This window comes from Arthrobacter sp. 7Tela_A1, from assembly GCF_049311065.1.
Taxonomy (GTDB): domain Bacteria; phylum Actinomycetota; class Actinomycetes; order Actinomycetales; family Micrococcaceae; genus Arthrobacter_B.
Genome location: NZ_JAXIOO010000024.1, coordinates 1 through 25,027 on the forward strand (window position 1 = coordinate 1; position 25,027 = coordinate 25,027).

25 protein-coding genes are annotated in these 25,027 nt (G+C 66.0%); 15 read left to right on the forward strand and 10 right to left on the reverse strand.

Features of this window, described 5'->3' with window-relative positions; all coding sequences use genetic code 11:
- Nucleotides 1-138: 138 nt before the first annotated feature.
- Nucleotides 139-1,365: an MFS transporter gene (locus TVB01_RS11080; protein ID WP_422456016.1), complete on the forward strand. Its 1,227-nt coding sequence runs from the start codon at nucleotides 139-141 to the stop codon at nucleotides 1,363-1,365.
- A gap of 3 nt (nucleotides 1,366-1,368) precedes the next feature.
- Here the strand turns inward: TVB01_RS11080 and TVB01_RS11085 are convergent, their stop codons facing one another.
- On the reverse strand, nucleotides 1,369-2,205 hold the full coding sequence (locus tag TVB01_RS11085; protein ID WP_422455961.1) for an SMP-30/gluconolactonase/LRE family protein: 837 nt from the start codon (nucleotides 2,203-2,205) through the stop codon (nucleotides 1,369-1,371).
- A 171-nt stretch (nucleotides 2,206-2,376) separates the two neighbouring features.
- Between TVB01_RS11085 and TVB01_RS11090 the strand changes: the two genes are divergently transcribed.
- Nucleotides 2,377-2,847 (forward strand): nucleoside deaminase, encoded by a 471-nt coding sequence (locus TVB01_RS11090; RefSeq protein WP_422455962.1) that lies wholly within the window; start codon nucleotides 2,377-2,379, stop codon nucleotides 2,845-2,847.
- Here the strand turns inward: TVB01_RS11090 and TVB01_RS11095 are convergent.
- Together TVB01_RS11095 and TVB01_RS11100 are read right to left on the reverse strand one after the other, a co-directional pair.
- Nucleotides 2,844-3,803 (reverse strand): DUF6282 family protein, encoded by a 960-nt coding sequence (locus TVB01_RS11095; RefSeq protein ID WP_422455963.1) that lies wholly within the window; start codon nucleotides 3,801-3,803, stop codon nucleotides 2,844-2,846. The genes TVB01_RS11090 and TVB01_RS11095 overlap by 4 nt on opposite strands.
- Entirely contained in the window at nucleotides 3,793-4,665 is an 873-nt protein-coding gene (locus TVB01_RS11100; protein WP_422455964.1) for a DUF1932 domain-containing protein, read from the reverse strand. Before TVB01_RS11100 ends, TVB01_RS11095 begins: the two co-directional genes overlap by 11 nt.
- Before the next feature lie 82 nt (nucleotides 4,666-4,747).
- Between TVB01_RS11100 and TVB01_RS11105 the strand changes: the two genes are divergently transcribed.
- The gene (locus TVB01_RS11105; protein WP_422456017.1) at nucleotides 4,748-5,410 is read left to right on the forward strand and encodes a GntR family transcriptional regulator; all 663 of its coding nucleotides are present in this window, start codon (nucleotides 4,748-4,750) and stop codon (nucleotides 5,408-5,410) included.
- Nucleotides 5,411-5,475: 65 nt separating this feature from the next.
- Nucleotides 5,476-6,297: a DUF1295 domain-containing protein gene (locus TVB01_RS11110; protein ID WP_422455965.1), complete on the forward strand. Its 822-nt coding sequence runs from the start codon at nucleotides 5,476-5,478 to the stop codon at nucleotides 6,295-6,297.
- On the opposite strand, the gene TVB01_RS11115 is transcribed toward TVB01_RS11110, so the two are convergent.
- Complete coding sequence (locus TVB01_RS11115; RefSeq protein WP_422455966.1) at nucleotides 6,294-6,809, reverse strand: GNAT family N-acetyltransferase; 516 nt, start codon at nucleotides 6,807-6,809, stop codon at nucleotides 6,294-6,296. The two genes, TVB01_RS11110 and TVB01_RS11115, sit on opposite strands and share 4 nt — an antisense overlap.
- A gap of 162 nt (nucleotides 6,810-6,971) precedes the next feature.
- On the opposite strand from TVB01_RS11115, the gene rlmN reads away from it, so the two are divergent.
- Nucleotides 6,972-8,195, forward strand: a complete 1,224-nt coding sequence (gene rlmN / locus TVB01_RS11120; RefSeq protein ID WP_422455967.1) for a 23S rRNA (adenine(2503)-C(2))-methyltransferase RlmN — start codon at nucleotides 6,972-6,974, stop codon at nucleotides 8,193-8,195.
- 18 nt (nucleotides 8,196-8,213) lie between these two features.
- On the opposite strand, the gene TVB01_RS11125 is transcribed toward rlmN, so the two are convergent.
- Nucleotides 8,214-8,627 carry a VOC family protein gene (locus TVB01_RS11125; RefSeq protein WP_422455968.1) on the reverse strand — a complete coding sequence of 138 codons (414 nt, stop codon included), beginning with the start codon at nucleotides 8,625-8,627 and terminating at the stop codon, nucleotides 8,214-8,216.
- A gap of 123 nt (nucleotides 8,628-8,750) precedes the next feature.
- A complete protein-coding gene (purB, locus tag TVB01_RS11130) occupies nucleotides 8,751-10,175 on the reverse strand; it encodes an adenylosuccinate lyase (protein WP_422455969.1) in 1,425 nt (474 codons plus the stop codon).
- Nucleotides 10,176-10,395: 220 nt separating this feature from the next.
- Here purB and TVB01_RS11135 point away from each other — a divergent pair, with 220 nt between their 5' ends.
- Nucleotides 10,396-10,677, forward strand: coding sequence for a hypothetical protein (locus tag TVB01_RS11135; RefSeq protein WP_422455970.1), 282 nt, complete (start codon nucleotides 10,396-10,398; stop codon nucleotides 10,675-10,677).
- Nucleotides 10,662-11,987, forward strand: a complete 1,326-nt coding sequence (locus TVB01_RS11140; RefSeq protein WP_422455971.1) for a hypothetical protein — start codon at nucleotides 10,662-10,664, stop codon at nucleotides 11,985-11,987. The genes TVB01_RS11135 and TVB01_RS11140 overlap by 16 nt, the downstream gene beginning before the upstream one ends.
- Here TVB01_RS11140 and TVB01_RS11145 read toward each other — a convergent pair.
- The gene (locus TVB01_RS11145; RefSeq protein ID WP_422455972.1) at nucleotides 11,984-12,379 is read right to left on the reverse strand and encodes a phage holin family protein; all 396 of its coding nucleotides are present in this window, start codon (nucleotides 12,377-12,379) and stop codon (nucleotides 11,984-11,986) included. The two genes, TVB01_RS11140 and TVB01_RS11145, sit on opposite strands and share 4 nt — an antisense overlap.
- Nucleotides 12,380-12,482: 103 nt before the next feature.
- On the opposite strand from TVB01_RS11145, the gene TVB01_RS11150 reads away from it, so the two are divergent.
- The 5 genes from TVB01_RS11150 to TVB01_RS11170 all read left to right on the forward strand — a co-directional run bounded on the left by TVB01_RS11150 (nucleotide 12,483) and on the right by TVB01_RS11170 (nucleotide 17,706).
- On the forward strand, nucleotides 12,483-13,622 hold the full coding sequence (locus TVB01_RS11150) for a histidinol-phosphate transaminase (protein WP_422455973.1): 1,140 nt from the start codon (nucleotides 12,483-12,485) through the stop codon (nucleotides 13,620-13,622).
- A 143-nt stretch (nucleotides 13,623-13,765) separates the two neighbouring features.
- Nucleotides 13,766-14,965, forward strand: coding sequence for a pyruvate dehydrogenase (acetyl-transferring) E1 component subunit alpha (gene pdhA, locus TVB01_RS11155; protein WP_422455974.1), 1,200 nt, complete (start codon nucleotides 13,766-13,768; stop codon nucleotides 14,963-14,965).
- Nucleotides 14,962-15,936 carry an alpha-ketoacid dehydrogenase subunit beta gene (locus tag TVB01_RS11160; protein WP_229972575.1) on the forward strand — a complete coding sequence of 325 codons (975 nt, stop codon included), beginning with the start codon at nucleotides 14,962-14,964 and terminating at the stop codon, nucleotides 15,934-15,936. The genes pdhA and TVB01_RS11160 overlap by 4 nt, the downstream gene beginning before the upstream one ends.
- A gap of 61 nt (nucleotides 15,937-15,997) precedes the next feature.
- A complete protein-coding gene (locus TVB01_RS11165; protein WP_422455975.1) occupies nucleotides 15,998-17,470 on the forward strand; it encodes a dihydrolipoamide acetyltransferase family protein in 1,473 nt (490 codons plus the stop codon).
- 29 nt (nucleotides 17,471-17,499) lie between these two features.
- Entirely contained in the window at nucleotides 17,500-17,706 is a 207-nt protein-coding gene (locus tag TVB01_RS11170) for a hypothetical protein (RefSeq protein WP_422455976.1), read from the forward strand.
- Between the two features lie 34 nt (nucleotides 17,707-17,740).
- Here TVB01_RS11170 and TVB01_RS11175 read toward each other — a convergent pair whose 3' ends face one another.
- Nucleotides 17,741-19,027 (reverse strand): PLP-dependent aminotransferase family protein, encoded by a 1,287-nt coding sequence (locus TVB01_RS11175; protein WP_422455977.1) that lies wholly within the window; start codon nucleotides 19,025-19,027, stop codon nucleotides 17,741-17,743.
- 45 nt (nucleotides 19,028-19,072) lie between these two features.
- The gene (locus TVB01_RS11180) at nucleotides 19,073-20,041 is read right to left on the reverse strand and encodes a helix-turn-helix transcriptional regulator (RefSeq protein WP_422455978.1); all 969 of its coding nucleotides are present in this window, start codon (nucleotides 20,039-20,041) and stop codon (nucleotides 19,073-19,075) included.
- A 516-nt stretch (nucleotides 20,042-20,557) separates the two neighbouring features.
- Between TVB01_RS11180 and TVB01_RS11185 the strand changes: the two genes are divergently transcribed.
- The 3 genes from TVB01_RS11185 (at nucleotide 20,558) to TVB01_RS11195 (ending at nucleotide 24,284) form a co-directional block, all read left to right on the forward strand.
- Complete coding sequence (locus tag TVB01_RS11185) at nucleotides 20,558-21,517, forward strand: lantibiotic dehydratase C-terminal domain-containing protein (RefSeq protein WP_422455979.1); 960 nt, start codon at nucleotides 20,558-20,560, stop codon at nucleotides 21,515-21,517.
- 49 nt (nucleotides 21,518-21,566) lie between these two features.
- Nucleotides 21,567-21,758, forward strand: coding sequence for a hypothetical protein (locus TVB01_RS11190; RefSeq protein WP_422455980.1), 192 nt, complete (start codon nucleotides 21,567-21,569; stop codon nucleotides 21,756-21,758).
- A gap of 303 nt (nucleotides 21,759-22,061) precedes the next feature.
- Entirely contained in the window at nucleotides 22,062-24,284 is a 2,223-nt protein-coding gene (locus TVB01_RS11195; RefSeq protein ID WP_422455981.1) for a catalase, read from the forward strand.
- Between the two features lie 63 nt (nucleotides 24,285-24,347).
- Here the strand turns inward: TVB01_RS11195 and TVB01_RS11200 are convergent, their stop codons facing one another.
- Nucleotides 24,348-24,752, reverse strand: coding sequence for a hypothetical protein (locus TVB01_RS11200; protein ID WP_422455982.1), 405 nt, complete (start codon nucleotides 24,750-24,752; stop codon nucleotides 24,348-24,350).
- Nucleotides 24,753-25,027 lie beyond the last annotated feature (275 nt).

Below are 25,027 nucleotides of genomic sequence, written 5' to 3' on the forward strand. Positions count from 1 at the left end.
GACAGAAACTGCCCGTTACAGCGCTGATACGGGCAGTTTCTGTCATCTCGATGGGGCGTTTTGGTCAGGCCACAGGGTTGCTCGTACCGTTGTCCTGCGAACGTACGGGGCTTGTCCTCGGGAGAGGACACCGAAGACATGGGCAATACCCCCACCGCAGGACAGACCCTGGAGCGCACGGCACCGGAGCAGGCACCAACCCGGCGGACGGCATCCGTCCTGTTGGCTGTCTGCATTGTGCTCATTGGCCTGAATCTCCGCACCGTCTTTTCGAGCTTCTCCGCGATTCTTCCGGAGATCACCGCCGCTTCGGGAATGCCTGCCGTCCTGGTGACAGCCCTGACTACCGGGCCGGTTCTCCTGCTCGGGCTGGTGGCCCCCGCAGCACCCGCGCTGGCTCGGAGACTGGGCATCGAACGGACCATACTCGCCGCCATGACCGTCCTGGCCGCCGGCCTGGCAGTCCGGGGCACCGGCGATTTCGCCGCGATGGCCGCCGGAACCGTCGCCGCCGGGGCGGGCATCGGCGTCGTGAACGTCCTGCTCCCAACGCTGGTGAAGCGCGACTTCCAGCACCGCCTGGGCCTCATGAGCGGCCTGTACACAGGCTCCATTTGCGCTGCCGCCGCGCTGGGCGCCGGGTTCACCCAGCCGCTGCTGCAGGCCACCGGTTCCTGGCAGGACGCGCTCGCGTTCTGGACTCTCCCGGCCGCCCTGGTGGTGCTGCTCTTCGCCCCGCTGGCGCTGCGGCGCGGCCGGACGCCGGGGACAGCGCAGGAGGACGCCGGCCCCTCGGTCTGGCGCTCGCCGTTGGCCTGGCAGATCACCGGCTTCATGGCCCTGCAGGCCATGATGTCCTTCAGCGTCTTCGCGTGGCTGGCGCCGATTCTGCGGGAACGGGGGATCGACGGCGCCGTGGCCGGCTACGTGGTGGCCGGATCGATCGTGGTGCAGGTGCTCGGGTCTTTCCTGGCACCGCCGCTGGCGGCCCGGCTGCGCAGCCAGGGCTGGCTGAACGCCGGAATTGCGCTGCTGACCGGTGCGGGGTTCGCGCTCACGATCCTCGGACCGCTGGACCTCATCTGGGTGTGGGCAGGAATGCTCGGCGTGGGGCAGGGCAGCCTGACCGCGCTGGCCCTGACCATGATCGTCCTGCGCACCCGCGACGCCGCCACCGCCGCCCGGGTATCCGGAATGATGCAGTGCCTCGGGTACGGAATCGGCTCCTCCGGCACGCTCCTGGTCGGAGTGCTCTACACGGCCACGGGATCCTTTACGCCCGCTGCGCTGATGTTCCTGGTGATCGGCGCGGCCGCGGCGGGGATGGGGTTCCTCGCCGGACGCAGCCGGTTCGTCGGCAGCTAGGGCTTACGCCACGAAGCCGGGCAGTACCTGGGACAGCGGCGCGCTGAGCGTGAAGCCGTCCAGCGCTCCCGGTTCCTTCAGCCCTGTCAGCGCGCTGGTGACCAGCAGCAGGGGATCCGGGTCCGCCGTGAGGAGCACGCTGGTTGGCTGGCTCACCGGCAGCGGGACAGACCCCAGCAATTGAGCGTCTTCGGCGTACACGTCGATGCGGGCGGCTCCCCACACCGCATTCCAGATCCGCCCGCGGGCGTCCATGTGCATGCCGTCGGGAGACCCGCCGGCCACATCCGCGAACGGCGTGACGGCCGCCGGATCGGCCACTGTGGTGTGCAGGATCCGGCCGGCGTCCGAGTCCGCGACCAGCACACCGGCACCGTTGGGAAGGAATGCCGGGCCGTTGGGTGTGCTGATGCCGTCAAGCAGCTTGACGACGTCGTTGCTCGCCGGGTCCCAGCGCCAGACGGCACCGCAGGGCTCCGATCCGTCGTGCACCATCGTGCCGAACCAAAAGGAGCCGTCCGGGGCGAAAGCGCCGTCGTTCACGCGGTGGCGGACAGGATCCAGTCCGGTATCGGCCAGGACACGCTCCCCGCCGCCGTCGAGAAGCTCGGTGATGCCGGTGCCGGCGGCGGCGATGAGCCGGCCCGCACGGTCCAGTTCAGTGACGCCGAGGGGCCGGTCCAGCTTATGGGTGAGCACCGGCGCGCCACTTCCCGGCGTCCAGGCATAGAGCTCCCCGAACATCAGGTCCACCCAGCGGACTCCGCCCGGCCCGGCGCGCAGTCCTTCGCCCAGTTCCAGGGCGTGGGTGCTGACAGGCGTCCATGCGTCGTGGGGCATGCTGTTCCTTTCGGTGGTCGAATCTGCGACAAACTAACACGCCAACCGAAGCGGGCACACGCCGGGATGTTAGTCTGATCACTGCGAAGGCGGGCACGAACAGGTGCTAACAACCTGGCATTTTCCCGTGCGGAAAGACCGCCGGGGCTTTGACCGCAGGGGGCAGTACCCATGAGAACTGATGCCGATTACCTGGCCCGGGCCATCGACCTGGCCACCGCAAACGTCGCCGACAGCGGCGGACCGTTCGGGGCCGTTATCCTCACGGCGGACGGACAGGCCTTCGACGGCGTGAACCGCGTGACCTCCAGCAACGACCCCACCGCCCACGCCGAAGTCACGGCGATCCGCAACGCCTGCGCTGCGCTGGAGACCTTCGACCTCAGCGGCGCCGTGCTCTACACCAGCTGCGAGCCGTGCCCCATGTGCCTCGCGTCCGCCCTGTGGGCCCGGATCAGCCGCGTCGTTTTCGCCGCGGACCGGCACGACGCCGCGCGCGCCGGATTTGATGACGCAGTCTTCTACGAATACTTCGAGACTCCGATCGAGGAGCGCTCCATGCCGGTGGTCCAGGTCTCCGGAGACACCCGCACCGCGCCCTTCGACGCGTGGAACGCTGCGGTCACCCGGGTCGAGTACTAGGCGGGGTCTTTCCGGGCAGGCGCTCCGGGGAGCGGATCGGCTCCGGCCAGCCACCGGCTGTTGTGCACGGTCATGATCCTCACCTCCTCATCGGTAAAACCCTCCCGGAGCAGCAGGTCCGCGGCGATCGCCAGTCCGTCCTCTACCGGAGGATTGAAGGGCTGGCCCAGATCGCTGCTGATCACGGAGTGCTCAGGCCCGGCGGTGCGGATGTTGGAGAACCACAGGTCCCAGTCGACCTTGCCGGTGAGGGGAGTGGTCAGGCAGCGCTCCAGCAGTGCACCCTGGGCGGCCAGCTCGATCTGCCGGTCCAGGGCCATGCGCTGGGACGTGAATTCCGGGTGGGTAATGACGATGCGCCGCACCCCGCGCTCAAGGGCAGCGGGAACGACCGCCGCCGACTCCGCCGAATGCAGATGTCCGGTGGCCAGGGTGAGGTCATGCTTGGCGATCAGGTCCAGCACCTGCAGCGTTTCGGTCCGCAGGGACCCGTCTTCGGCCAGCGGTTCCACCGCGTCAGCGGCCATGCCGGCGTTCCGCAGGTCCTCCTGGAGCTGCGCCCACATGGGCGGGGTGGCGCCGTCGGGCTCCTCGGCCAGGCAGCTGCGCTGGTTGGAACTGTCCACGGTGGGCAGCCAGACAAACTGCGCTCCGCTCCGCGCTGCTACTTCCACGGCGATCGGATTCATCCCGCCCACCGAGGCGTTGAGGGTGATGGCGCCCAGCACGTCGACACCAGGGCTGACCTTGCGGACCACCGCCGCCCGCTCCGCCGTCGGCACGTAGTGGGACTTCAGGACAAAGCCGGCCATCCCGAGACCGCGGAATCTCAGGGCCAGATCCACATCATCGATCCGCCGCTTCATCACATCCGGGGCAATGTGGACGTGGACGTCGTAACCGCCCTTCACCAGCTCCCGGGCGCGGGTCGACGGTTCAGTAATCTCACGGCGCATCGTTCGTTCCTTCCTGTCCGCCAACCGGAAGCCCGTTCGCTTCGATCCAGGCCAGCCAGTCCAGCGTCCCCTCGGCCATCGGAGACCTGGCACCCACCTCCCGCGCGTAGTCCAGCGCGTCCTGCACCTCGTGCCTGCGGCGCGGGGCATGGGCAGCCGTACCGGAAAACAGCCGCTCCAGCAGGGCCTCGCCGTCGGGCCCCAGTTCGGCTGCCATCTGTTTCCGGATCCAGTCCCCGACGCCGGCGGTGTCCCCTACCTGCGCGGTTTCGATGACCAGGGCCGCCAGCCCTTTCATGAAGATGCTGCGAACCAGCTTCCGGGCGGCGGCGTCGCCGGCCTCGGCCCCGATGAACTCGATGGGGACACCAAGGCGGGAAAAGAGCTCGACGGCGGCTTCCGCACCGTCACCGCTGGCCAGCAGGGGAGTGCGGATCCCGCTGCGGGGAACGGGAGCCAGTACCGCGACGTCGGCGAACCGGATGCCGAGTACCTGAGCGGCGGCAGCCATGGCCTTCTTGGCGAGGGGGGAGGCGGTGTTGAAGTCCGCATAGACGGCAGACGGCGGGGCGAGCTCCAGTGCGTCGGCAGCTACGGCTTCGGCGGCAGCGGCACCCACCAGGCTGATGACGACGTCGGAGCCCGCGAGGGCCTCGTGCAGGGTGCTGCGCTGGTCCACGCCTTCGGCCCGTGCGTCGGCATAGGGGTCGTAGCCCAACACCCGGAATCCCGCCGCAGCGAGACCAGCCGCATAGATCCGCCCGGCTTCGCCGAGACCCAGAACAGTAGCCGTTGTCATAGATGGTCCTTCACAAGGTTCAGAGTGTTTCCGAATACTCCACCGGATTCCGGCGGAGTGCAACGACCCGCGCCCCTCGCAGGACCACCGTTTTCCCCGGATGCTACCTTTTTGTCAACAAGATAGTTGTGAAACTGGGAGAGTGATGGCTCGTACTACGGCGGTATCCACGGACATCGGAGCGGTGGTCGCCGCGATCCGCTCTGCCATCCGCGGGGGTGAGCTCGCACCCAACCAGCGCCTCGTGGAGGCGGACCTCTGCGGCGACTACAACGCCAGCCGGTCCACGGTGCGCTCGGCGCTGGCCGAGCTGACGGTCGAGGGACTGGTGGAACGGATCCAGAACCGCGGAGCACGCGTCCGGGCTGTCTCCAAGGAAGAAGCCATCGAGATCGTCGAGGTGCGTTCCGCCGTCGAAGCGCTGTGCGCGGGCAAGGCGGCCGAGAGGATTACCGGGGAGGGTATCTCCGAGCTCCGCGGTCTGGCACGCCGGATGGAAGAATCCGTGGCTGCCGGGGATCTGTTCGGCTACTCGAAGGCCAACCAGGAACTGCACCAGAGGATCATCGACATCAGCGGCCAGCGCACCGCCGCGGCCACGATCGAGCGCCTGCGCGGACAGAGTGTGCGCTACCAGTTCCGGCTTGCCATGCAGCCCGGGCGCCCGGCCGTCTCGCTGCCCGAACACCTCGCCGTCGTCGATGCCATTTGCTCCCGGAACCGCCCGAGGGCGGAGGAAGCGATGGCAGCCCACCTGGCCAGCGTCGCCCGGGCTATCGAAGGCTCTGACGACGCCGCACGGATGTAGCGCCAACAACGGCGGAAGGCCGGCAAAGCCTGCCACCGGTGCCGGTCCCGCCGTATTCTCCAAGGATGGACCCGGTTCGTGTCTGTCTCTGGATCTTTGCCGCAACCGCACTGGCTACCTGGGTGCTGTCGCTGATCACCCGCGAGTACTCCTGGACCGACCGCATCTGGTCGCTGACGCCCGTGGCCTACGCCTGGGTCTTCGCCGCGGCGTCCGGCTGGGATGCGCGGCTGGTGCTGATGGCCGTGCTGGTGAGCTTGTGGGGTACCAGGCTGACCTTCAACTTCGCGCGCAAGGGCGGGTACGCGCAGGGCGGGGAAGACTACCGCTGGGGCATCCTGCGCCGACGGATGCGTTCCTGGCAGTTCCAGCTGTTCAACCTGGGCTTCATCAGCCTCTACCAGAATCTCATCATCTGGCTGATGACGCTGCCGGCGCTGACAGCGTACGAGCACCCTCGCCCGCTGGGTCCCTGGGACTGGGTCCTGGCTTTCCTCTTTCTTGCTGCCCTGGCGGGAGAGGCGACGGCAGACCAGCAGCAGTGGAACTTCCAGCAGTGGAAGAAAGCGGAGAAGGCCGCCGGAAGAACACCGGAAACAGGTTTCGTGCAGACTGGCCTCTTCCACTTTTCCAGGCATCCCAATTTTTTCTTCGAACAGGCCCAGTGGTGGCTGTTCTACGGCTTCGCGATTGCGGCTTCCGGAACCTGGCTGCACGCCACGATCGCCGGCCCGCTGCTGCTCACGCTGCTCTTTGCCGGGTCCACGGTCTTTACCGAGAGCATTTCGAGGAGCCGCTACCCGGCGTACGCGCAGTACCAGCAGCGGACGTCCCCGATTATTCCCCTGCCGCCGCGCGGGCACGCCCGCCCGCTCGAGGCCAGCTAGAACGCGTCCGGCGAAATCCGCCGCGACGGCCCGACGCCAGGGAAAGAGGTGCTCAGTGCGGTCTGCCGCAGTCCGGGCTCAATCACCTTGGCATAGCAGGTGGAATGCGGCAGGCCGGCGTACGGACCGAAGTTCGGAACCACCAGGTAACCGGCATGCTCGTAGAACTTCCTGCCGTCGGACTGCGCTGATCCGGCCTCCGCGGTGATGACCCCGTAGCCCGCTGCCCGGGCACGGAATTCCAGTGCCGACAGCACAGTCGTCGCGACGCCGGAGCCCCGGGCGTAGGGCAGGACATAGATCCGCTTGACCTCGGCGGTGGACTCGTCGAGCCGCCGCAGCCCGCCGCAGCCCAGCGGTTGTCCGGAGCTGCGTTCGTAGGCAATCACGAAGACCGCCGTATCCGCTTCCGTGGGTGGAGCAGGATCGTGGTCGATTCCACGGAACCGGGCATCCAACTCAGCCTGCTGTGCCCGCCGCAGGTCGGCACCCACCGGGTTGGACCACGGCACTTCTCGGATGCTCAGGCTCGGGGTTAGCGGGAACTGCACATGAACCTCCTGGGGGCTGGTTCACCTCAATCTACGAAGCGCCGGTTTCCTGCGTGTTTCCGCTGTGTGAGAACTGGGCTAAGCCAAAAACGGGATTCCGCGAGGCATGCAAAAATGGAAGGGATGACTTCCCCCAAGAATTTTCCCGCTGCCCCGAGCGCCGGCGCCGTGCCGCAGGTGCGTCCCGCAACTGAAGGCTGGGAGCAGGCCAAAGAACCCGACGGCCGGCCCCTGCTGCAGTTCAAGTCGCCCCGGGTATCCCAGCCGCCGGAACACCTCGCGGACCTGACCCTGGCGGAGCGCCAGGAGAAGCTGAAGTCCCTCGGCCTGCCCGCGTTCCGCGCCAAGCAGCTTTCGGTGCACTATTTCCAGCACTACACCACCGACCCCGAGAAGATGAGCGACCTCCCCAAGGAACGCCGTGATGAGCTGGTCAAGGAAATGTTCCCCACCCTGCTCACCGAGGTAAAGCGCCTGACCACGGACAAGGGGGACACCATCAAGTTCCTCTGGCGGCTCTTCGACGGCTCGCTCGTGGAGTCTGTGCTGATGCGCTACCCGGGCCGGATCACGCTGTGCGTTTCCAGCCAGTGCGGCTGCGGCATGAACTGTCCGTTCTGCGCCACCGGCCAGGCCGGCCTCACCCGCAACATGTCGGCCGCGGAAATCCTGGACCAGATTGTCCAGGCCAACCGGGTCATCGCCGAAGGCGGACTGGGCGGCAAGCGGCGCGACGGCGGCCACGACGCCGAGCGCGTCACCAACATTGTCTTCATGGGCATGGGTGAACCCCTGGCCAACTACAAGCGGGTCATGAACGCGGTCCACAGGATGGCTGCCGAAGCCCCCGAGGGCCTGGGCATGAGCGCCCGCAACATCACCGTGTCCACGGTGGGCCTGGTTCCGGCCATTAAGAAGCTGGCCGACGAGAACATCCCGGTCACCTTCGCGCTGAGCCTGCACGCCCCGGATGACGAGCTGCGTGATGACCTGATTCCGGTCAACAGCCGCTGGAAGGTCGACGAAGCGCTCGACGCCGCGTACCACTACTACCGCACCACCGGCCGCCGCGTCTCGATCGAATATGCACTGATCAAGGACATGAACGACCACCCGTGGCGTGCGGCGCTGCTGGCCAAGAAGCTGAACTCCCGCGGCCGCGGCTGGGTGCACGTGAACCCGATTCCGCTGAACCCCACCCCCGGCTCGATCTGGACCTCCCCGGAACCCGAGGTGATCCAGGAATTCATTGACACCCTGGTCGACGCCGGTGTGCCCACCACGGTCCGCGACACCCGCGGCAAGGAGATCGACGGCGCCTGCGGCCAGCTGGCCGCTGCGGACTAGCCTTCGGCTGTCGCCGCCTCAGGCAACAAAGATGCAGAACGGATGCCCGGCAGGATCGGCGTAGACGTAGAGGGGCTCATCGGGATCGTCCGTGCGGTCCACGAGCAGTTTCGCCCCCAGGGCCAGCGCCCTGGCGTGCTGGTTTGCCAGGGCCTGCCGGTCGGGAACGGTGAGGTCGAGGTGCATCTGCATGGGCACCTCCGGGCTGGGCCAGGTAGTCCGCCGGAGCTGCTCAGCCTCCTGGAAAGCCAGCTTGCTGTTGCCCTGGCGATCCGTGAGGACGAGCCAGTCAGCAGTGTCCTCAGTGCCCTGCGGGACGGGCTCGTCTCCCGCGCGGTACCGGAGGCCGAGGAGCCGGCGGTAAAACTCCGCCAGCCCCCGCACATCGGGAGTGTCCAGAACCGGCTGGAGCAGCTGGGGGAACTCGGTCATGGGCCCACCCTAACGTTCCCGGGCCGGCAGGACGATGGCCACCTAAAGATGACCACATAATAACGACGGGGGGGGGGGGGGGGGGGTACCCCCCCCGGCCCCCCCGCCGTCGTGCCTTGAGGCCTACTTCTTCAGGTGATCCACCAGCGCGTCGGCAATGCCCGTGTACGTGGCCGGGGTGAGCGCGAGCAGGCGTGCCTCGGCTTCGGCGGGCAGGCCCAGGCCGGAGACGAACTCCTTCATCCGCTCTGCATCCACCCGGTGGCCGCGGGTCAGTTCCTTGAGCCGTTCGTAGGGGTTCTCCATGCCCGGGGCGCCGGCAATCGCTTCAGCGCGCATGACCATCTGGATGGCTTCGCCCAGGACTTCCCAGTTGGTGTCCAGGTCCGCTGCCAGGACGTCCTCGGCAACCTTGAGCCGGCCCAGGCCCTTGGCCACATTGGAAATCGCGAGCAGGGAATGGCCGAAGGCGACGCCGATGTTCCGCTGGGAAGAGGAATCCGTCAGGTCACGCTGCCAGCGGGAGGTCACCAGGGTGGACGCCAGCGTGTCCAGCAGCCCGTTGGAGATCTCCAGGTTGGCCTCGGCGTTTTCGAAGCGGATCGGGTTCACCTTGTGCGGCATGGTGGAGGAACCGGTGGCTCCGGCCACGGGGACCTGCGCGAAATAGCCGATGGAGATGTAGCTCCAGACATCCGTGCAGAAGTTGTGCAGGATCCGGTTGAACCGCGCCATGTCGGCGTACAGCTCAGCCTGCCAGTCGTGGGATTCGATCTGGGTGGTGAGCGGGTTCCAGGTCAGGCCCAGGCCCTCGACGAAGGACTTGGCGACCTGCTGCCAGTCTGCGCCGGGAACAGAGGCGTAGTGCGCGGCGAACGTGCCGGTGGCGCCGTTGATCTTGCCCAGGAATTCGGTGCCGGCAACGCGGTCCAGCTGCCGGGTCAGGCGGTGGACGGTGACGGCCAGTTCCTTGCCCAGCGTGGTGGGGGTGGCAGGCTGTCCGTGGGTGCGGGAAAGCATCGGCACCGAGCGGGTGTCCTCAGCCATGGCTGCGATCTGGGCCACCATCTCGCGGGCTGCAGGCAGCCAGACGTCCTCCACCGCACCCTTGACGCCGAGGGCATAGGAAAGGTTGTTGATGTCCTCCGAGGTGCAGCCGAAGTGCACCAGGCTGGTCAGGTCTTCGATGCCGATCGCGGCCAGGCGGCGGCCGATGAAGTACTCCACTGCCTTCACGTCGTGAACGGTGACCTGCTCGATTTCGGCCAGCTCCTGGACGGAAGTGCCGTCGAACCCGGCCACGATTTCGCGCAGCTGTGCCTGCTGTTCTGCCGTGAGCGGTGAGGTACCCGGGAGGACCGAGTTGGAGGTGAGGTGGATCAGCCACTCGACCTCGACGTGGGTGCGGTCGCGGTTCAGGGCGGCTTCGGAGAGATAGTCAACCAGCGGTGCGGTCGCGGAGCGGTAGCGTCCGTCCAGCGGGCCCAGCGCGATCGCTGGGGTTACGGAGGCAAGGGAAACGCGCGGAGCGGGAACAGAATCGGCCATACGGCAATTCTTCCACGTCCGTGCAGTTGCCCTGCTCTGTGACGGCGGGCCGGGTGTTCCCCCACAGCACCGTGCTGCCGGGCTTTCTTTCCACACCTGGTGGTTCCGGCGGTTTGTTCCACGGTACCCGCCCGTAGTTTTGCCTTCGGGACCAGGATGCGGGCGCCTGCCGGGCGCCGGCCGGGCGGGCGCCGGCGGCGCGAGGAGGAAGGCAAGCACGATGGGCGAACCGTGGGAAAAGTGCCTTCCCGGACAGGGGGAGGAAATCCGGCGTGGTGCCCTGCGGCTGGACGGGCTGGCAGAAGAGCTGCGGGACATACAGCGCACCCTGGTCTCCGCAGACGAGGAAGACTGGCGCTCGCCGACCGCCCGGCAATTTGAGGAGTGCGTGCAGCAGGGGTCTCGGGCGCTGGCCTTGTGCCTTGAATCGCTGGCACTTTCGGTGCAGGCCCGCCGGGAAGCGGCCGCTGCAGCCGAGGAGGAGGCGTGGGCATGGAAGTAGGCATGCAGGGCAGCGCCCCGGTCGCGGAATTCCAGGTACGGGGCGGTGCCGGGTCGGTCATGGTGGAATTCGAGTCCCTTGAATCCCGGGCAGCGGTCCTCCGGGGCGCAGTTGAACGGATGGAGGGGATCTCGCGGGAGCTCCGGCGAAGCCAGTTCGCGGAGGACGGATATATCCGGAACAGTGCCACTCCGGCCGCTGCTGCTGCCGTGGAGGAACTCTCCGAGGCCGCCGCACAGCTGGAGCGGTGCCGGCTCACGATCGACGAGGCTGCACAGGATCTGGGAACCGCGGTTGAGCGCTACCGCGAGGTTGAGGGCCAGCTGGAGCGGACGGACCGGCTTCCCTTGATCACCTCGCTTAGCCTGCTCGCCCTGGGGCGGGGAGTCGCAGGATTCCCTGAACGCGCCGTCGCCGAAACCTTGCCTCTGCGCTTCTTCGACGAGGGGGTCCTCAAAGTGCTGGCGGGAGCGGCTTCCCCGGGACGGAGGGGGCTGCGCAGGATCGAGGTCGAAAAATCCAGCCGGTCCGGTGAACAGGTGTACGTGGAAGCGACCGCCGCCGGACTGCTTGAGCGGAGCACCGTCCTCCTGGAGGAGGATGATCCGGGCGTGATCGAGGTGCTGCGGCTGGACGGCCCGGAGGGCCCGGTCTTCGTCGTGACGATCCCGGGGAGCCAGGCCGGCGGACTGACTGCCGGAGAAAACCCCTTCGACGCTTACGGCGTTGTTGAGAGCCGCGCCCATCAGAGCAGGTATGTTGCGGCAGCCGTCGCGGAAGCACTGCGCCAGGCGGAACTTGAGGCCGGGGATGCCGTGGTCCTGGTCGGTTACAGCCAGGGCGGAATCCATGCCGTCAATGCTGCCGGGCCGATCCAGGACGCCACGGGTGCGGAGGTCCGGTATATCCTCACAGCCGCCGCTCCGGCCGGAGATGCCGAGATCCCCGCCGGTGCCCAGGCACTGCATCTGGAGCATGTGCTGGATTGGGTTCCCGGAGCTGACGGCACGTCCAACCCGGACCGGTCCAACCGTGTCACCATGACCCTGGCTGGCCCCGTTCCGGGAGTGGCCGCCGAGGACCAGGGGCTTGGGCCGGCGCACAAGCTCCCGGTCTATGCTGCGGGCGCCTCGGCCGCTGATGCCAGCACGGATCCGTCCCTGCGGGGATCCCTGGACGGGCTGGCGTCAGTGATGGGAGCTGGCGGCGCGGCAACGCGGCAGTTGTACCGGCTCAGCCGGTCGACGCCTCCCGCTGCGGCGGTGGTTCCGAAAGGGACGGTTGGAAAAGCTGCAGGGAGGAAAGACTAGCGGCGTGATCCGGTGAGGGAACCCGCCACCATGGAGACGATGCTGATGATGATCGAGGCGAGTATTGCGGTCCAGAAGAAGGAATCGACCTCGAAATGCACCGGCGTGAAACTGGTGAGCCAGGCGGTGAGCATCAGCATGCCGGCATTGATGATGATGGAGAAAAGCCCGAGGGTCAGGATCGTCAGCGGCAAGGCCAGCAGACGGACGATGGGGCGGACCAGAGCGTTCACCACGCCGAAGACCAGGCCGATGAACAGGTACGCCAGCACCACGTCCAGCGTCTCGTTTCCGGTCATGGTTCCTGATTCACTGACGGTGATTCCGGGCAGGATCCAGCCGGCTACCCAGAGGGCCAGGCCGTTAACGAGGATTTGCAGCAGCAGGCGCATGCCCCCATGCTGGCACAGCCGGTGTTCTGTTCCCAAGACCGGGGAGCAGGGGGCTGTGGAGCACGTCACATTGGCACACCCGTTTGAGCATTAGTCTTAAGCCATGACCACTACCGAGAATGACATCAACACTGCGTCCGTTCCGGCGCCCGGTATCCGTCCGCGCCCTGTCGTGGACCGGTTGCCGCGCTACGCTGCCGGGAAGCCGCCCGTGGTGATTGAAGGGCTCGAGAGCTACAAGCTCTCCTCCAACGAGAATCCCTTCCCGCCGCTGCCGTCCGTGCTTGAGGCCATCAGTGCCCACCCGAACGTCAACCGCTATCCGGATCCGCTGGCCACTGCGCTCCGCACCGAGCTTGCGTCCTTCCTTGATGTTCCCGCAGAAGACATCGTCACCGGCGGTGGCAGTCTTGGCGCCCTGAACCAGCTGCTGGCCACCTTCGCGGGCCAGAACGAGGACGGGGTCCAGGATGAAGTGGTCTATCCCTGGCGCTCCTTCGAGGCCTATCCCATTTCCGTCGGTCTCTCCGGAGCCCGGGATGTCCAGGTTCCGCTGCGCAGCGACGGGCACCACGACCTTGACGCCATGGCGGCAGCGGTGACCGACCGGACCAAGATGGTTCTCCTGTGCACCCCGAACAATCCCACAGGGCCGGTGCTGACCCGGGATGAAGTGGAAGGTTTCCTGGCGAAGGTCCCAGAGGACGTCATCGTCGTGATCGACGAGGCGTACGAGGACTTCGTCCGTGATCCGGAGGCGGTCAACGGTGTCGATGTGTACCGAAGGCACCAGAACGTCGTGGTCCTGCGTACCTTCTCCAAGGGTGCCGGACTGGCAGGGCTGCGGGTGGGGTATTCCATCTCGCATCCCCACCTGACCCAATACCTGCGGGTCGCAGCCGTGCCGTTTGCCGTGTCGCAGATCGCTGAACAGGCCGCCATCGCTTCCTTGCGCCACCACGGCGAACTTGTGGAAAGAATACAAGCACTCGTCGCGGAACGGACCCGGGTCGTGGAGGGACTGAAGGCTCTGGGATGGGACATCCCGCAGGCTGAAGGCAACTTCGTGTGGCTGGCCCTCGGCGAGAATACTCCCGAGTTTGCAGTGCTGGCGGAGCAGCAGGCACTGTCCGTCCGGGCCTTCGGGACCGAAGGTGTCCGGGTGACGATCGGCGAAGCGGAAGCCAACTCCCGATTCCTCGCTTTATGTGCAACCTATACAAAAGGCCCCGGGGTTTCCTAGCGTGTCTTAAGTGCTTGTTGAGGCGCCGCCCTCGTTAGGCTGTGGGAAGTAACTTCCACGTATATGTCATGGCGGGTATGTATTCCTGCTGTGGCATATTTCTAGCGGGGGCAGGGCCTCGGCCCGGCCCGGCGAGGAGAAGTATGGCCCTGGAGCACCTGCCCGCCAGCGAATTCGATTCGGCGGAGCTGGACGAAACCCTCATGCGTGCTGCCGGCAGCGCGCCTGAAGGAATGGTCCAGCTCCTCACACCAGACGGCGAACGGGTTGGCCACCAGCTGTATGAGCAGTACGTCCTGGACGTCGACGCCGAGGTGCTCCGGTCCTTCTACCGGGACATGTTCCTCATCCGGCGCTTCGACGTCGAGGCAACAGCGCTCCAGCGCCAGGGCGAACTGGTGATGTGGGTTCCCCTGACCGGGCAGGAAGGGGCGCAGATCGGTTCCGGCCGTGCCCTGGCCGTCCAGGACTACGTCTTCCCCACCTACCGCGAGCACGGGGTTGCCCTGACCCGCGGGCTTGAGCTCTCCCACCTCCTGCGACGCTTCCGCGGTATCTCCCACGGCGGCTGGGACCCCAGGGAATCCAACTTCCACCTGTACACACTGGTCCTCGCCGCACAGGTGCCGCACGCAGTGGGCTACGCCATGGGCATGGCCCGGGACCAGGCGGCGGACCCCTCGGTCCCCGCCGGAGCCACGGTTGCCTACTTCGGCGACGGCGCCAGCTCGGAGGGCGACGTCCACGAAGGCATGGTCTTCGCCGCCTCCTATGACGCTCCGGTGGTGTTCTTCTGCCAGAACAACCACTGGGCGATTTCCGTTCCGACGGAAGTCCAGTCACGGATCCCGCTGGCAAACCGTGCCCAGGGTTACGGATTCCCGGGTATTCGAGTGGACGGCAATGACGTCCTGGCCGTGCATGCCGTAACCCGCTGGGCGCTTGAACACGCCCGCTCCGGCAAGGGCCCTGTGCTGATCGAAGCGTTTACCTACCGGATGAGCGCCCACACAACAGCTGACGACCCCACCAAGTACCGTCTCTCCGCGGATGAGCAGGCGTGGACCTCGCGTGACCCGCTGATCCGGCTGGAAAAGTACCTCCGTTCCAGCGGTGGCGGTGACGACGCTTTCTTCTCCGCGCTGGCTGCGGAGGGCGACGAGCTTGCGGTAAAGCTTCGCGCGGACGTCCAGGCGATGGAACCGCCGGTGTTCGAGGATTCCTTTACGGACGTCTACGCGGACCCCCACCCCTTGATCCGTGAGGAGCTGGCGTTCCACCAGGCCTACGAAGACGGATTTGCCGACGATGACGAGGAAGACGCAGAGGAAGCCGGCGCATGAGCACCATGACCATGGCGAAGGCCATCAATGCCGGGCTGCGCGCCGGCCTGGCTGACAACCCGAAGGCGCTGCTCATGGGGGAGGACATTGGTTCCCTGGGCGGGGTCTACCGGATCACTGAAGGACTCAAGGCGGAGTTTGGCGCCGACCGCGTGGTTGACACGCCGCTCGCTGAATCCGGCATCATCGGCACGGCGATCGGCTTGGCGCTGCGGGGCTACCGGCCCGTCTGCGAGATCCAGTTCGACGGCTTCGTCTTCCCGGGCTTCAACCAGATCACCACGCAGCTGGCCAAGATGCGCTCCCGCAGCGAAGGGGCGCTGAGCGCTCCCGTGGTCATCCGCATTCCCTACGGCGGCGGCATCGGATCGATCGAGCACCATTCCGAATCTCCGGAGGCGCTTTTCGCGCACACCGCGGGGATCCGGATCCTCACGCCGTCCAACCCGCAGGACGGCTACTGGATGATTCAGCAGGCGATGTCCGGCCAGGATCCGGTCATCGTCTTCGAGCCCAAGCGCCGCTACTGGCTCAAGGGTGAAGTGGATACCGCAGCCCCGGCGGGCGATCCCTTCTCCGCGCACGTGGTGCGCCCGGGCACCGACGCCACCATCGTCGCCTATGGGCCGCTGGTGCCAGTTGCCCTGGCAGCCGCAGAGGCAGCGGCGGAGGACGGCCGCAGCATCGAGGTGATCGACCTGCGGTCCATCTCGCCGATCGACTTTGACACCGTCACGGACTCTGTCCGCCGCACCGGACGCCTGATCGTCACCCACGAAGCCCCCACCTTCGGCGGGATCGGCGGAGAGATCGCGGCCCGCGTGAGTGAACGGGCCTTCCTGCACCTGGAGGCACCGGTGATCCGGGTGGGAGGCTTCCACATGCCCTACCCGGTGGCTGCCGTGGAGGAACACTACCTTCCGGATATCGACCGGCTCCTGGACGCCGTCGACACCGTGTTCTCCTACTGACCGCGTCCCTGACAGATTCCCGCCCGCCGGTCCGCCGGCCATCGCCAGATCGAGATCTTCCATGACAGAGAAAACATTCAAACTGCCCGACGTCGGTGAAGGACTCACTGAGGCCGAAATCGTCCAGTGGAGGGTCAAAGAGGGCGACACTGTCGCTGTGAACGACGTGATTGTCGAGATCGAGACGGCGAAATCACTCGTAGAGCTTCCCTCACCGTTCGCCGGGACGGTCAGCAGCATCCTGGTTGAGGAGGGCCGGACCGTCGAAGTTGGGACGCCTATCTTCCAGGTTGCGGTGGGCGCCGGGGGCAAGGCGCCGGCGAAAAAGGCTGCCAAGGCCACCAAGCGAAACCAGGGGGCAGAGCAGGCTGCTGAATCGGACGGCCCGCCGGCGTCGTCCCTGACCGGGACCGGGCCGAAGGCCGACGCCGTTAAGCGCCGTCCGCGGCGCAGCGGGCTGCGTGCCTCCGCGGGACAGTCGCCCGCCCCCGGCGCGTCCGCGATCCCCAGCGCGCCAGCGGCCCCCAGCGCGCCCGCGGCTTCCGCTTCGCCTGCCCGGCCGGAACCGGTGCCCGTGCCCCCGCGGCACGATCCCCGCAGCCAGGCAGTCGCCGCGGCGGGTGCAGCCGTCCAGGACCGCTTCAACCAGCTGCTTCAGCGGGTTCTGGCCAAGCCTCCCGTGCGGAAGGCAGCCAAGGATCTTGGCATCAACCTCGCAGACGTACCGGCCACCGGTGCCGGCGGCGAAGTGACCAAGCAGGACCTCATCAGCTACCAGGCCCAGCGTGAGTCCGAAGTGGACTCCGCGGACACGTTCTGGACTCCGGCTGCGGGCCCCGAAGACACCCGGATTGAACGGATCCCCGTGAAGGGCGTCCGGAAAGCCACCGCCAAAGCCATGGTGGACAGCGCGTTCAGCGCCCCGCACGTGAGCATTTTCGTGGACGTGGACGCTTCCCGGACCATGGAGTTCGTCAAGCGGCTCAAGGCCTCCCGCGACTTTGAGGGCATCAAGGTTTCCCCACTGCTGATCCTGGCCAAGGCAGTCATTTGGGCAGCCGCCCGCAACCCTTCGGTCAACGCCACCTGGGCGGGCGACGAAATCCACGTCAAGCACTTCATGAACCTGGGCATTGCCGCGGCAACGCCCCGGGGACTGATGGTTCCCAATATCAAGGACGCGCAGGACCTGTCCCTCAAGGAGCTTGCGCTTGCGCTGAATAACCTGGCGGGCACGGCCCGGGCAGGGAAGACGCCGCCGGCTGACATGCGCGGAGGGACGCTGACGATCACCAACATCGGCGCCCTGGGCATCGACACCGGAACGCCGATCATCAACCCCGGCGAAGTCGCGATCGTGGCGTTTGGAACTATCAAGCAAAAGCCGTGGGTGCTCGACGGCGAGGTCATCCCGCGGTGGATCACCACCCTCGGCGGGTCATTTGACCACCGGGTGGTCGACGGCGACCTTTCGGCCCGTTTCATGGCCGATGTTGCCGCCATCCTGGAAGAACCCGCACTGCTTCTGGACTAGTCTCGAAGGAGGACAACGATCGGAGAAGCATGGCTATGAATCCCGGACCGGGCAACGGCGGCGGCGGCCCCCAGATTGACTGGAAGCGTACAGCCTGGATCCTGGTTGGCGCGTTCATCGTGTCCAGCCTGCTCATCATCCTGTTTCCGAACCTCGGCATGCTGTGGCGGCTGGCGATCATGGCCCTGCTGTTCGTGATCGTTGTCCCCTTCTTCGACCGGCGGCGCCGCAAGTAGCGGGGACCGGCCGTCCGGCGGCCAGGGCGTTCGCTCAGCCGTCCCCGACCGCACGGCGGATCACGGGCGACAGGCGGCGCACGCCCTCCTCGATGTCTTCGGGGGAGACTGCGCTGAACGCCAGGCGCAGCCGGGAACTCGGTTCATCTCCGGGGGTGAAGGCTGCTCCCGGAATGAACACAGTCCCCGCCTCGATGGCCTCTGTGAGGAGCGGGTACGTGTCGATTCCTTCCGGCAGGGACACCCAGACAAAAAACCCGCCGTCAGGCACGGTCCAGGTGACGCCGTCGGGCATCTCGTTTTCCAGGGCGGAGAGCATGGCAGCGCAGCGGTCCGCATAGAGTTTCCGTGAGTCGCGGATACGGCCCATCCAGTCGAAATCGCGCAGGTACGCAGCGGTGATCATCTGGGTCAGCGGCGAGGGGCAGAGCACCACGGCTTCGCAGGCAAGATAGAAGCGGCGGAACAAGTGCTTCGGCACAAGGGCCCAGCCCAGCCGCAGGCCCGGCGCGAAGATCTTGGAAAAGGAACCCAGGTACAGCACGTCCTCCGGGTGCGCGGCGCGCAGGGGCGTCAGCGGCTCGCCGTCGAACCTGAGCAGGCCATACGGATTATCCTCCAGCACCAGGATGTTGTTCTCGCGGCAAATGCGGACCACCTCGTCCCGCCGGTCTGCTGAGAGGGTGATTCCGCTGGGATTGTTGAAACTGGGGATCGTGTACAGCATCTTGATTCGTTTGCCCGCAGCCTTCAGGGACTGGATCCGTTCTTCGAGGGCTTCGGGAATGAGCCCGTTGGCGTCCATCGGTACGGGCTGCATATCAACTTCGTAAGCCTCGAACGCGTTGAGGGCGCCCACATAGGTTGGGTCTTCGCACAGCACGACATCGCCGGGGTTGCAGAACACCTTCGCGGCAACATCCTGGCCGGACTGCGAGCCTGTGGTGATGACTACGTCCTCGGGATCGGCGCCCGTGATCCCCTCGGCGGCCATGACCTCGCAGGCCAGCTCGCGCAGTTCCTGGAGGCCCTGGCCCGGTCCGTACTGCAGGGCTGCCAGCCCCTGGGTGCGGATGATGCCGGCAGCGGCGTCGGCCAGGCCGTCAAGCGGAAGGGACTGGAGGTACGGGCTGCCGCCAGCGAGCGAAATAAGTCCCGGGCGGATGGAGATATCAAAAACGTCCCGCACCGCCGACTGTTTGATGTGGAAGGCCCGGTCTGAAAGCAGCTCGTGGTGCCGATGGGCCGATCCCGTTGCGCGGTCCAGGGCTACCTGTGCTTCCGGGGTCAGCACCGACCCCGTGGTTTCCTCAAAAGTCATGCCACATCATGGCACCCGAGTTGACCGCTAAGCAACACAGGTTTCCTAAATCCAGCCTGCCTTGTGGGCCTTGATCCCCGCCTGGAACCTGCTTTCGGCCTTCAGCTCCTCGAGCATCCACGCGATGTGGCGGCGGCAGGTCCGCACGCTGATGCCGACGCGGCGGGCGATGACCTCGTCCGAGTGCCCTGCCGCAAGCCCGGCCAGGACGGAACGCTGAGTGCTGCTCAGCACCGCTTTCCGCGGTTCCTCATCGAGGAAGGGATCCGCCAGGCTCCAGGCGAATTCGAAGAGCATGGAAAAGAGGGCGATGAGGTTTGGGTCGCGGATGACCAGACCGGCGCGGTCGTAGCTGTGCAGCTGCCGGGCCACCACGGCTACTTTGTCGTCGAAGATGAGCGTGCGCAGCGGAACGTAGGGGAGGGTCCGGAACTCCCCGCCGGCGTGGCTGATCATTTCCACGGCCTTGCGCGTTGGGACATGGTCCCTCGTGCTGGCGTGGTACAGGGTCTGGCGCTTGACTCCTCCCCGGAGCAGGTCCAGGTCCTTCTGGACGCTTTCTTCCTGAAAATCGGCATTCGAGCCTTGTCCCGGACGTGCAATCAGCACCCGTTCGGAAGCCGAGCGGCCATACTCGATCAGCACCCGCTGGACCTGCTCCGGGTCCTCCAGGACCTCGACGGAGGCATCGGCTTCGACCTGGCGGCGCGCCTCGGCGAACGTCGGCACCAGGCTGGCGAGTTCCCGGCGTTTGGCGCCAATGCGGGTGCGCAGTTCCAGCATGGCCCGTTCGTCGGGGTCCACGAGTTCGGCCAGGGCAACATCCGGGGATACTGCGGTGTAGATCGGAGTGTCCGATCCTTCGATAAACAGCAGGCAGCGGGAGCGCAGCTCCTCGACTGCGCGGTCTATCGCACGCGTTGTATATCCGAGCGCGTCCGATGCCTCCGCCGGCGTCCAGCCTGGGTGCGAGACTGCATAGCGGTAGACCTCAACCGACACCTGATCGAGCAAATCTTCCTCCTGGACCGCGGATCGCCCCGCGGGTAACTGGTACCTTATCCGTCTGCCGGCCGGGATGGCGGGCCCCCGGGGGAATTCGTTCCGTGTCGAAATTGGAACCCGGAGAAACTGACATGGCAGGTTAATGCCATTGTCCACGGAAACCGGCTGTTTCGGCACCCAAAGAACACAAAACCGCAGTTCAGGGCCATTTCCGGGGGTATTTCCGGGTGTCTTCGGGGCTCCTTCGGGCAGCATCCGGACATGACAGGAAGCTGAAATTGGTAACTGTGGACAGCCCTCCGCGGGGCGGGGGAAGCTTTCGGAGTCAAACACGACCGGCTGTGCAACCAGCCGAACAATAAGAGGGGATACGACATGAAGAAGACCACGGCATCGACGGTTTCCACCAAGAGCTGGGAGTGGTTCTAGTACTGACCCCTCGTATTGGGGGAAGAACCAACCAGTAGCACCTCTTTAGACCCGCCCCAGTGGGGTAACCAGCTTTGAACCCGGAGGAAGAAAGCCATGAGCCAGCTAACAGCAGTTCGAAACGCCTCGCGAACTAATGCAAGCACTCATTGGTGGACACTTTCCATCTATACCGGCGGCTTCGATGTAGCGGACGGCATCATTGGAGAACTGGTTACCCCACTGGCGGCGCAGGCGCAGGTTTGGGGCGCGCAGCGGTGGTTCTACACCCGATGCTCCGAACCTTCCAATGCCCATGTGCAGATGAAGATCCTGGCGCCGCAGGAGACGCTGGACCGGCTGCACTCGCTGCTTGGTGCACTGCAGGAGCAGGCCAGCGGAGTCATTGGGCACCTCACCATTACGCATGCGTTCGGTGAGCCGGCTTCGGACCGCCTTGGTCCCGGGGGAGCTGAACAGCAGGACCCGCGGGTTGAAGCCGCCCTGGCCAAGTACGGCGGAGTCGAGGGCCTCGCCCTCGCGGAAGAAGTCTTCGAGCTCTCCTCGGATCTCGGTACCTGGGCTACTGCCCGCTTCCCGAAGGTCCAGAACAGATGGGCACTGGGCTCCCTGCTCCTGTTCGATTCGGCGCGCAGCATGATGAAGGGCCCCCGTGCTTCCAGCTGGCCCGATCGGCGGCGGCTTTCGTGGGACTACTACTGGGACAGCCACCTGCGCAGCTGCACTGCGGGGTTTGGCCCCCGCGCCGCAAGCGTCCGACAGGCCATGACGGTCCAGGTCAGCGCGAAAGTCATGCCCACCCACCGGCTGATGGCGGCAACGGCCGCAGAATCCGCCGTGGAGAACTGGCGCCGTCGTTGGTTCCGCACCATGGACACCTACCTTTACCGGGCAGACAAAGCCAGGGTAAGCCGCAGTGCCCAGCACCTGACGGTTTATCAGGCTCACATGCTCCTCAACCGCCTTGGTTTATCCCTGCGCGAAGAGGCAGCTATGGGCCTCTACGCCAGGACGTGGAGCACTGAGCGCGAAGCCATGCTCCTGGACAAGCACTAAGGCCTTCCGGATGGACCGGGGGGAGCCCGAACAGGATCAGGAGGTCGTCATGGGAACGCGGCACGAAGTCGTTCTGGTGGGGGACGGCAAAGACTTGGGAACGGTTCTTGGCTGCAGCGAAGACACCGTCGAGGACATGCGGGACATGGGGTACGTCGAGTCCCGCGGAGAACTCTGGAGCGTCGGCCCGGCCCGGGATTACCTTCGGGACCAGGCATGGGCAGACGGCTTGTGGGACTAGACCGGCCCTGCGCAGGAGAGATTTCGGGACGAGCGGCGCAGGGGCCGCTCGAACCCGGTGAGGATGTCCATCCGGGACGGTGCCCATGGCGGCAACGGCCGGATGGCAGGGGCTAGCGCCCCGTAAGGACGGATTTGCCTGTGCCCCCCCTACAGGCAGATCCGTCCTTTTATTGTGCCCCCCGACCACCCGGCACGACTGGTCCGCGCGCCGGGTGTTAAGTACCCTTACTAATTTTTCGATATGGTGGTGGCGGGGCAGCGCCTGAAGCGCGGCCAGCATGTTCGACGAGATGGAGACCTTATGCCTGATCAGAGCACACCCACCAACGAAGTTCCCATCCCCGGGGTACCAGCACCCCAGGCACCATCGCTAGCGGAACCCACCGAACCCCACGATCCGATGCCGCCAAAGCCGGACCAGGATGCCCCGGAAACGGTTTCACCCACGGGTGTTCCCACTGGTGCGCCCAAGACATCAAACGCGCAGTCCGGACGGTACCTGACTACCGCGCAGGGCGTCCGGCTGCAGGACACCGACCATTCGCTCAAGGCAGGCCCCCGCGGCCCGGTGCTGCTGCAGGACCATCACCTGCGGGAGAAAATCACCCACTTCGACCATGAGCGGATTCCGGAGCGCGTGGTGCATGCCAGGGGTGCGGCAGCCCATGGCGTTTTTGTCGCGAACGGTGCCGCCGAGGGCATTACCCGCGCAGGATTCCTCGCCAAGGACGCCCAGACCCCTGTGTTTGTTAGGTTCTCCACGGTGCTCGGCTCCCGCGGATCCGCCGACACCGTGCGTGATACCCGTGGCTTTGCCACGAAGTTCTACACGGACGAGGGAACCTTCGACCTGGTAGGCAACAACATCCCGGTGTTCTTCATCCAGGACGCCATCAAGTTCCCGGATGTCATCCACGCCGGCAAGCCCCACCCGGACCGGGAAATCCCCCAGGCGCAGAGCGCCCACGACACCTTCTGGGACTTCGTGTCACTGCACACCGAGGCCCAGCACCACACGATGTGGAACATGTCCGACCGCGGCATCCCCCGCTCCTACCGGACCATGGAGGGCTTTGGCGTCCATACGTTCCGAGTAGTGAACGCCAAGGGCGAGACGTCCCTGGTCAAGTTCCACTGGAAGCCCCGGCTGGGCGTGCACTCCCTCGTGTGGGAGGAAGCACAGATCATCAACGGCATGGATCCCGACTACCACCGCCGCGACCTCGCCGATGCCATCGAAGCCGGCGCCTACCCCGAGTGGGACCTGGGTGTGCAGGTCTTCCCGGATACCGAGGAAGAGATGTTCGCGGGTATCGACCTGCTGGATCCGACCAAGATCGTTCCCGAAGAACTGGCCCCCGTCCAGATCATCGGCACGATGACACTGAACCGGAACACCACGAACTACTTCGCCGAAACGGAGCAGGTCGCGTTCCATCCGGGTCATCTGGTTCCGGGGATCGACGTCACCAACGACCCGCTGCTGCAGGGCCGGCTGTTCTCGTACATTGATACCCAGCTGACCCGGCTTGGCGGACCGAACTTCCACCAGATCCCGATCAACCGTCCGCACGCGCCGGTCAACGACATGCAGCGTGAGGGCTTCCACCAGGATGCCGTGCACAGCGGGGTGGCTCCTTACCAGCCCAACTCACTCGACGGTGGATGTCCCTTCCTGGCGGGCGCTGACATGGGTGCCTTCATCGATGTTCCGGTGCCGGTGGCTGAGTCCCGCAAGGTCCGCCAGAATCCGGCAACGTTTGATGACCACTACAGCCAGCCGCGGCAGTTCTTCCGCTCTCTCACTCCGGTGGAGCAGGACCATGTGATCCAGGCGTACACGTTCGAACTCGGCAAGTGCTACGAGGAGAACATCAAGGTCCGCCAGCTCCAGGCGCTCGCAAACATCGATGAGCGCCTTTGCGCGGAGGTCGCCGCAGGCCTGGGCCTTCCGGCACCGGCACCCACCATGCAGCCCGAAGACACGGACCCGAGCCCGGCGCTGCGCCAAGTGGGCCGGACCTGGCCCGTGGACGGCCGCATCATTGGGATCCTTGCTGATGACAGCACGGATCTGGCGGAGCTGGAACACCTCCGGACGGCCGTCGACGCGGCAGGCATGGTCCCGCTGGTCATCGCACCCAAGGGCGGCATGCTTGGCGGTCAGGTGCCGGTCCAGCGGACCTACCTGACCGCCCGGTCCACGGAGTTCGACGCCGTGATCGTCGCCGGTGCAGGTGCGCATGGGCCCGATGCCTTGGACAGCCTGGATGCCAAGGCCGGGAACCCGGTTGGACATCCGGCTATCGACCCGCGCGTTGCCATCCTCCTCACGGAGGCCTACCGGCATTCCAAGGCCCTGGCGGCCTGGGGCAGCGGCGCAGCTGTGCTGGCCGCGTCCGGGATCCCGGAGGAAGCCCCGGGCGTGCTGGTCGAAGCCGCGGACTCGCTGGTTCCCCACCTGACGGAGCTCCTCGCCCAGCACCGGGTCTGGGAGCGTTTCCCGGTCGCGCAGTCCGCCTAGCGGCACAGACAGAACAGCAGGTCCGGAGGGTCTTCCGGACCTGCTGTTCGTTCGTTCAGGGCCCTAAGCAGGATCCGGGAGGCTCGTGTCCATGGATTGGATCAGCAGGAGAAGCGCCCTGCGCAGATCAGACTCATCTGTTCGCTCGGAACAGGCTTCATGCAGCTTCTCCAGCACCTGTGCTCCGGAGGAGGTGCGGGCCCATCGTTTCCTCGGAGCGGTCCGGACATAGCCTGCGCCGAGCAGGGCCGCGAGGGCGAAAGCTGTCTCCTGGAGTCCCATTCCTGCCTGCCAGGCGATCTCCGGCAGCAGTGCTTCCTCCGCCGGTATGGCGTTCAAGACCAGCAGGGTCTCCTCCGTGAGGGCAAGGTCATCAAGGAGGCGGCGGTCGGCCAGCTGTCTGAGGTGTGCTGCCGCTGACAGCAGCCAGGCCAGTTCTCCGGCGGGGGCGGGCGGTTCAGTGCCCAACACGCCACCCTGGAGGAGACCAGCCGGCCGGAACTTCGTGACCCGCAAAGGTTTCACACGCTGAACAGGTGTAGCTCACCATTCCCGGAGCGTCATCGGAGGGAGCAGTGTAGAACTCGTAGATCAGATAGTCGTCAACACCGCAGTGGTGGCAGAACGGCAAATGCGCCGGTAGGCCCATGGTTACTCCATCAGGGTACGAAAGAAGCCATGGCCGCGTCTTGACCGTCTCCAGTTATCGTAGTATCTAAGCTCAGACACGACAATCAGGGGGA

Coding starts and splice junctions, on each gene's coding strand:
- rlmN (WP_422455967.1), top strand. CDS start 6,972: ATGACTTCCCCCAAGAATTTTCCCGCTGCCCCGAGCGCCGGCGCCGTG.
- TVB01_RS11160 (WP_229972575.1), top strand. CDS start 14,962: ATGAGCACCATGACCATGGCGAAGGCCATCAATGCCGGGCTGCGCGCC.
- TVB01_RS11145 (WP_422455972.1), bottom strand. CDS start 12,379: ATGCGCCTGCTGCTGCAAATCCTCGTTAACGGCCTGGCCCTCTGGGTA.
- pdhA (WP_422455974.1), top strand. CDS start 13,766: ATGGCCCTGGAGCACCTGCCCGCCAGCGAATTCGATTCGGCGGAGCTG.
- TVB01_RS11135 (WP_422455970.1), top strand. CDS start 10,396: ATGGGCGAACCGTGGGAAAAGTGCCTTCCCGGACAGGGGGAGGAAATC.
- TVB01_RS11190 (WP_422455980.1), top strand. CDS start 21,567: ATGGGAACGCGGCACGAAGTCGTTCTGGTGGGGGACGGCAAAGACTTG.
- TVB01_RS11170 (WP_422455976.1), top strand. CDS start 17,500: ATGGCTATGAATCCCGGACCGGGCAACGGCGGCGGCGGCCCCCAGATT.
- TVB01_RS11080 (WP_422456016.1), top strand. CDS start 139: ATGGGCAATACCCCCACCGCAGGACAGACCCTGGAGCGCACGGCACCG.
- TVB01_RS11175 (WP_422455977.1), bottom strand. CDS start 19,027: ATGACTTTTGAGGAAACCACGGGGTCGGTGCTGACCCCGGAAGCACAG.
- TVB01_RS11125 (WP_422455968.1), bottom strand. CDS start 8,627: ATGACCGAGTTCCCCCAGCTGCTCCAGCCGGTTCTGGACACTCCCGAT.
- TVB01_RS11085 (WP_422455961.1), bottom strand. CDS start 2,205: ATGCCCCACGACGCATGGACGCCTGTCAGCACCCACGCCCTGGAACTG.
- TVB01_RS11165 (WP_422455975.1), top strand. CDS start 15,998: ATGACAGAGAAAACATTCAAACTGCCCGACGTCGGTGAAGGACTCACT.
- TVB01_RS11185 (WP_422455979.1), top strand. CDS start 20,558: ATGAGCCAGCTAACAGCAGTTCGAAACGCCTCGCGAACTAATGCAAGC.
- TVB01_RS11110 (WP_422455965.1), top strand. CDS start 5,476: ATGGACCCGGTTCGTGTCTGTCTCTGGATCTTTGCCGCAACCGCACTG.
- TVB01_RS11150 (WP_422455973.1), top strand. CDS start 12,483: ATGACCACTACCGAGAATGACATCAACACTGCGTCCGTTCCGGCGCCC.
- purB (WP_422455969.1), bottom strand. CDS start 10,175: ATGGCCGATTCTGTTCCCGCTCCGCGCGTTTCCCTTGCCTCCGTAACC.
- TVB01_RS11090 (WP_422455962.1), top strand. CDS start 2,377: ATGAGAACTGATGCCGATTACCTGGCCCGGGCCATCGACCTGGCCACC.
- TVB01_RS11105 (WP_422456017.1), top strand. CDS start 4,748: ATGGCTCGTACTACGGCGGTATCCACGGACATCGGAGCGGTGGTCGCC.
- TVB01_RS11195 (WP_422455981.1), top strand. CDS start 22,062: ATGCCTGATCAGAGCACACCCACCAACGAAGTTCCCATCCCCGGGGTA.
- TVB01_RS11095 (WP_422455963.1), bottom strand. CDS start 3,803: ATGCGCCGTGAGATTACTGAACCGTCGACCCGCGCCCGGGAGCTGGTG.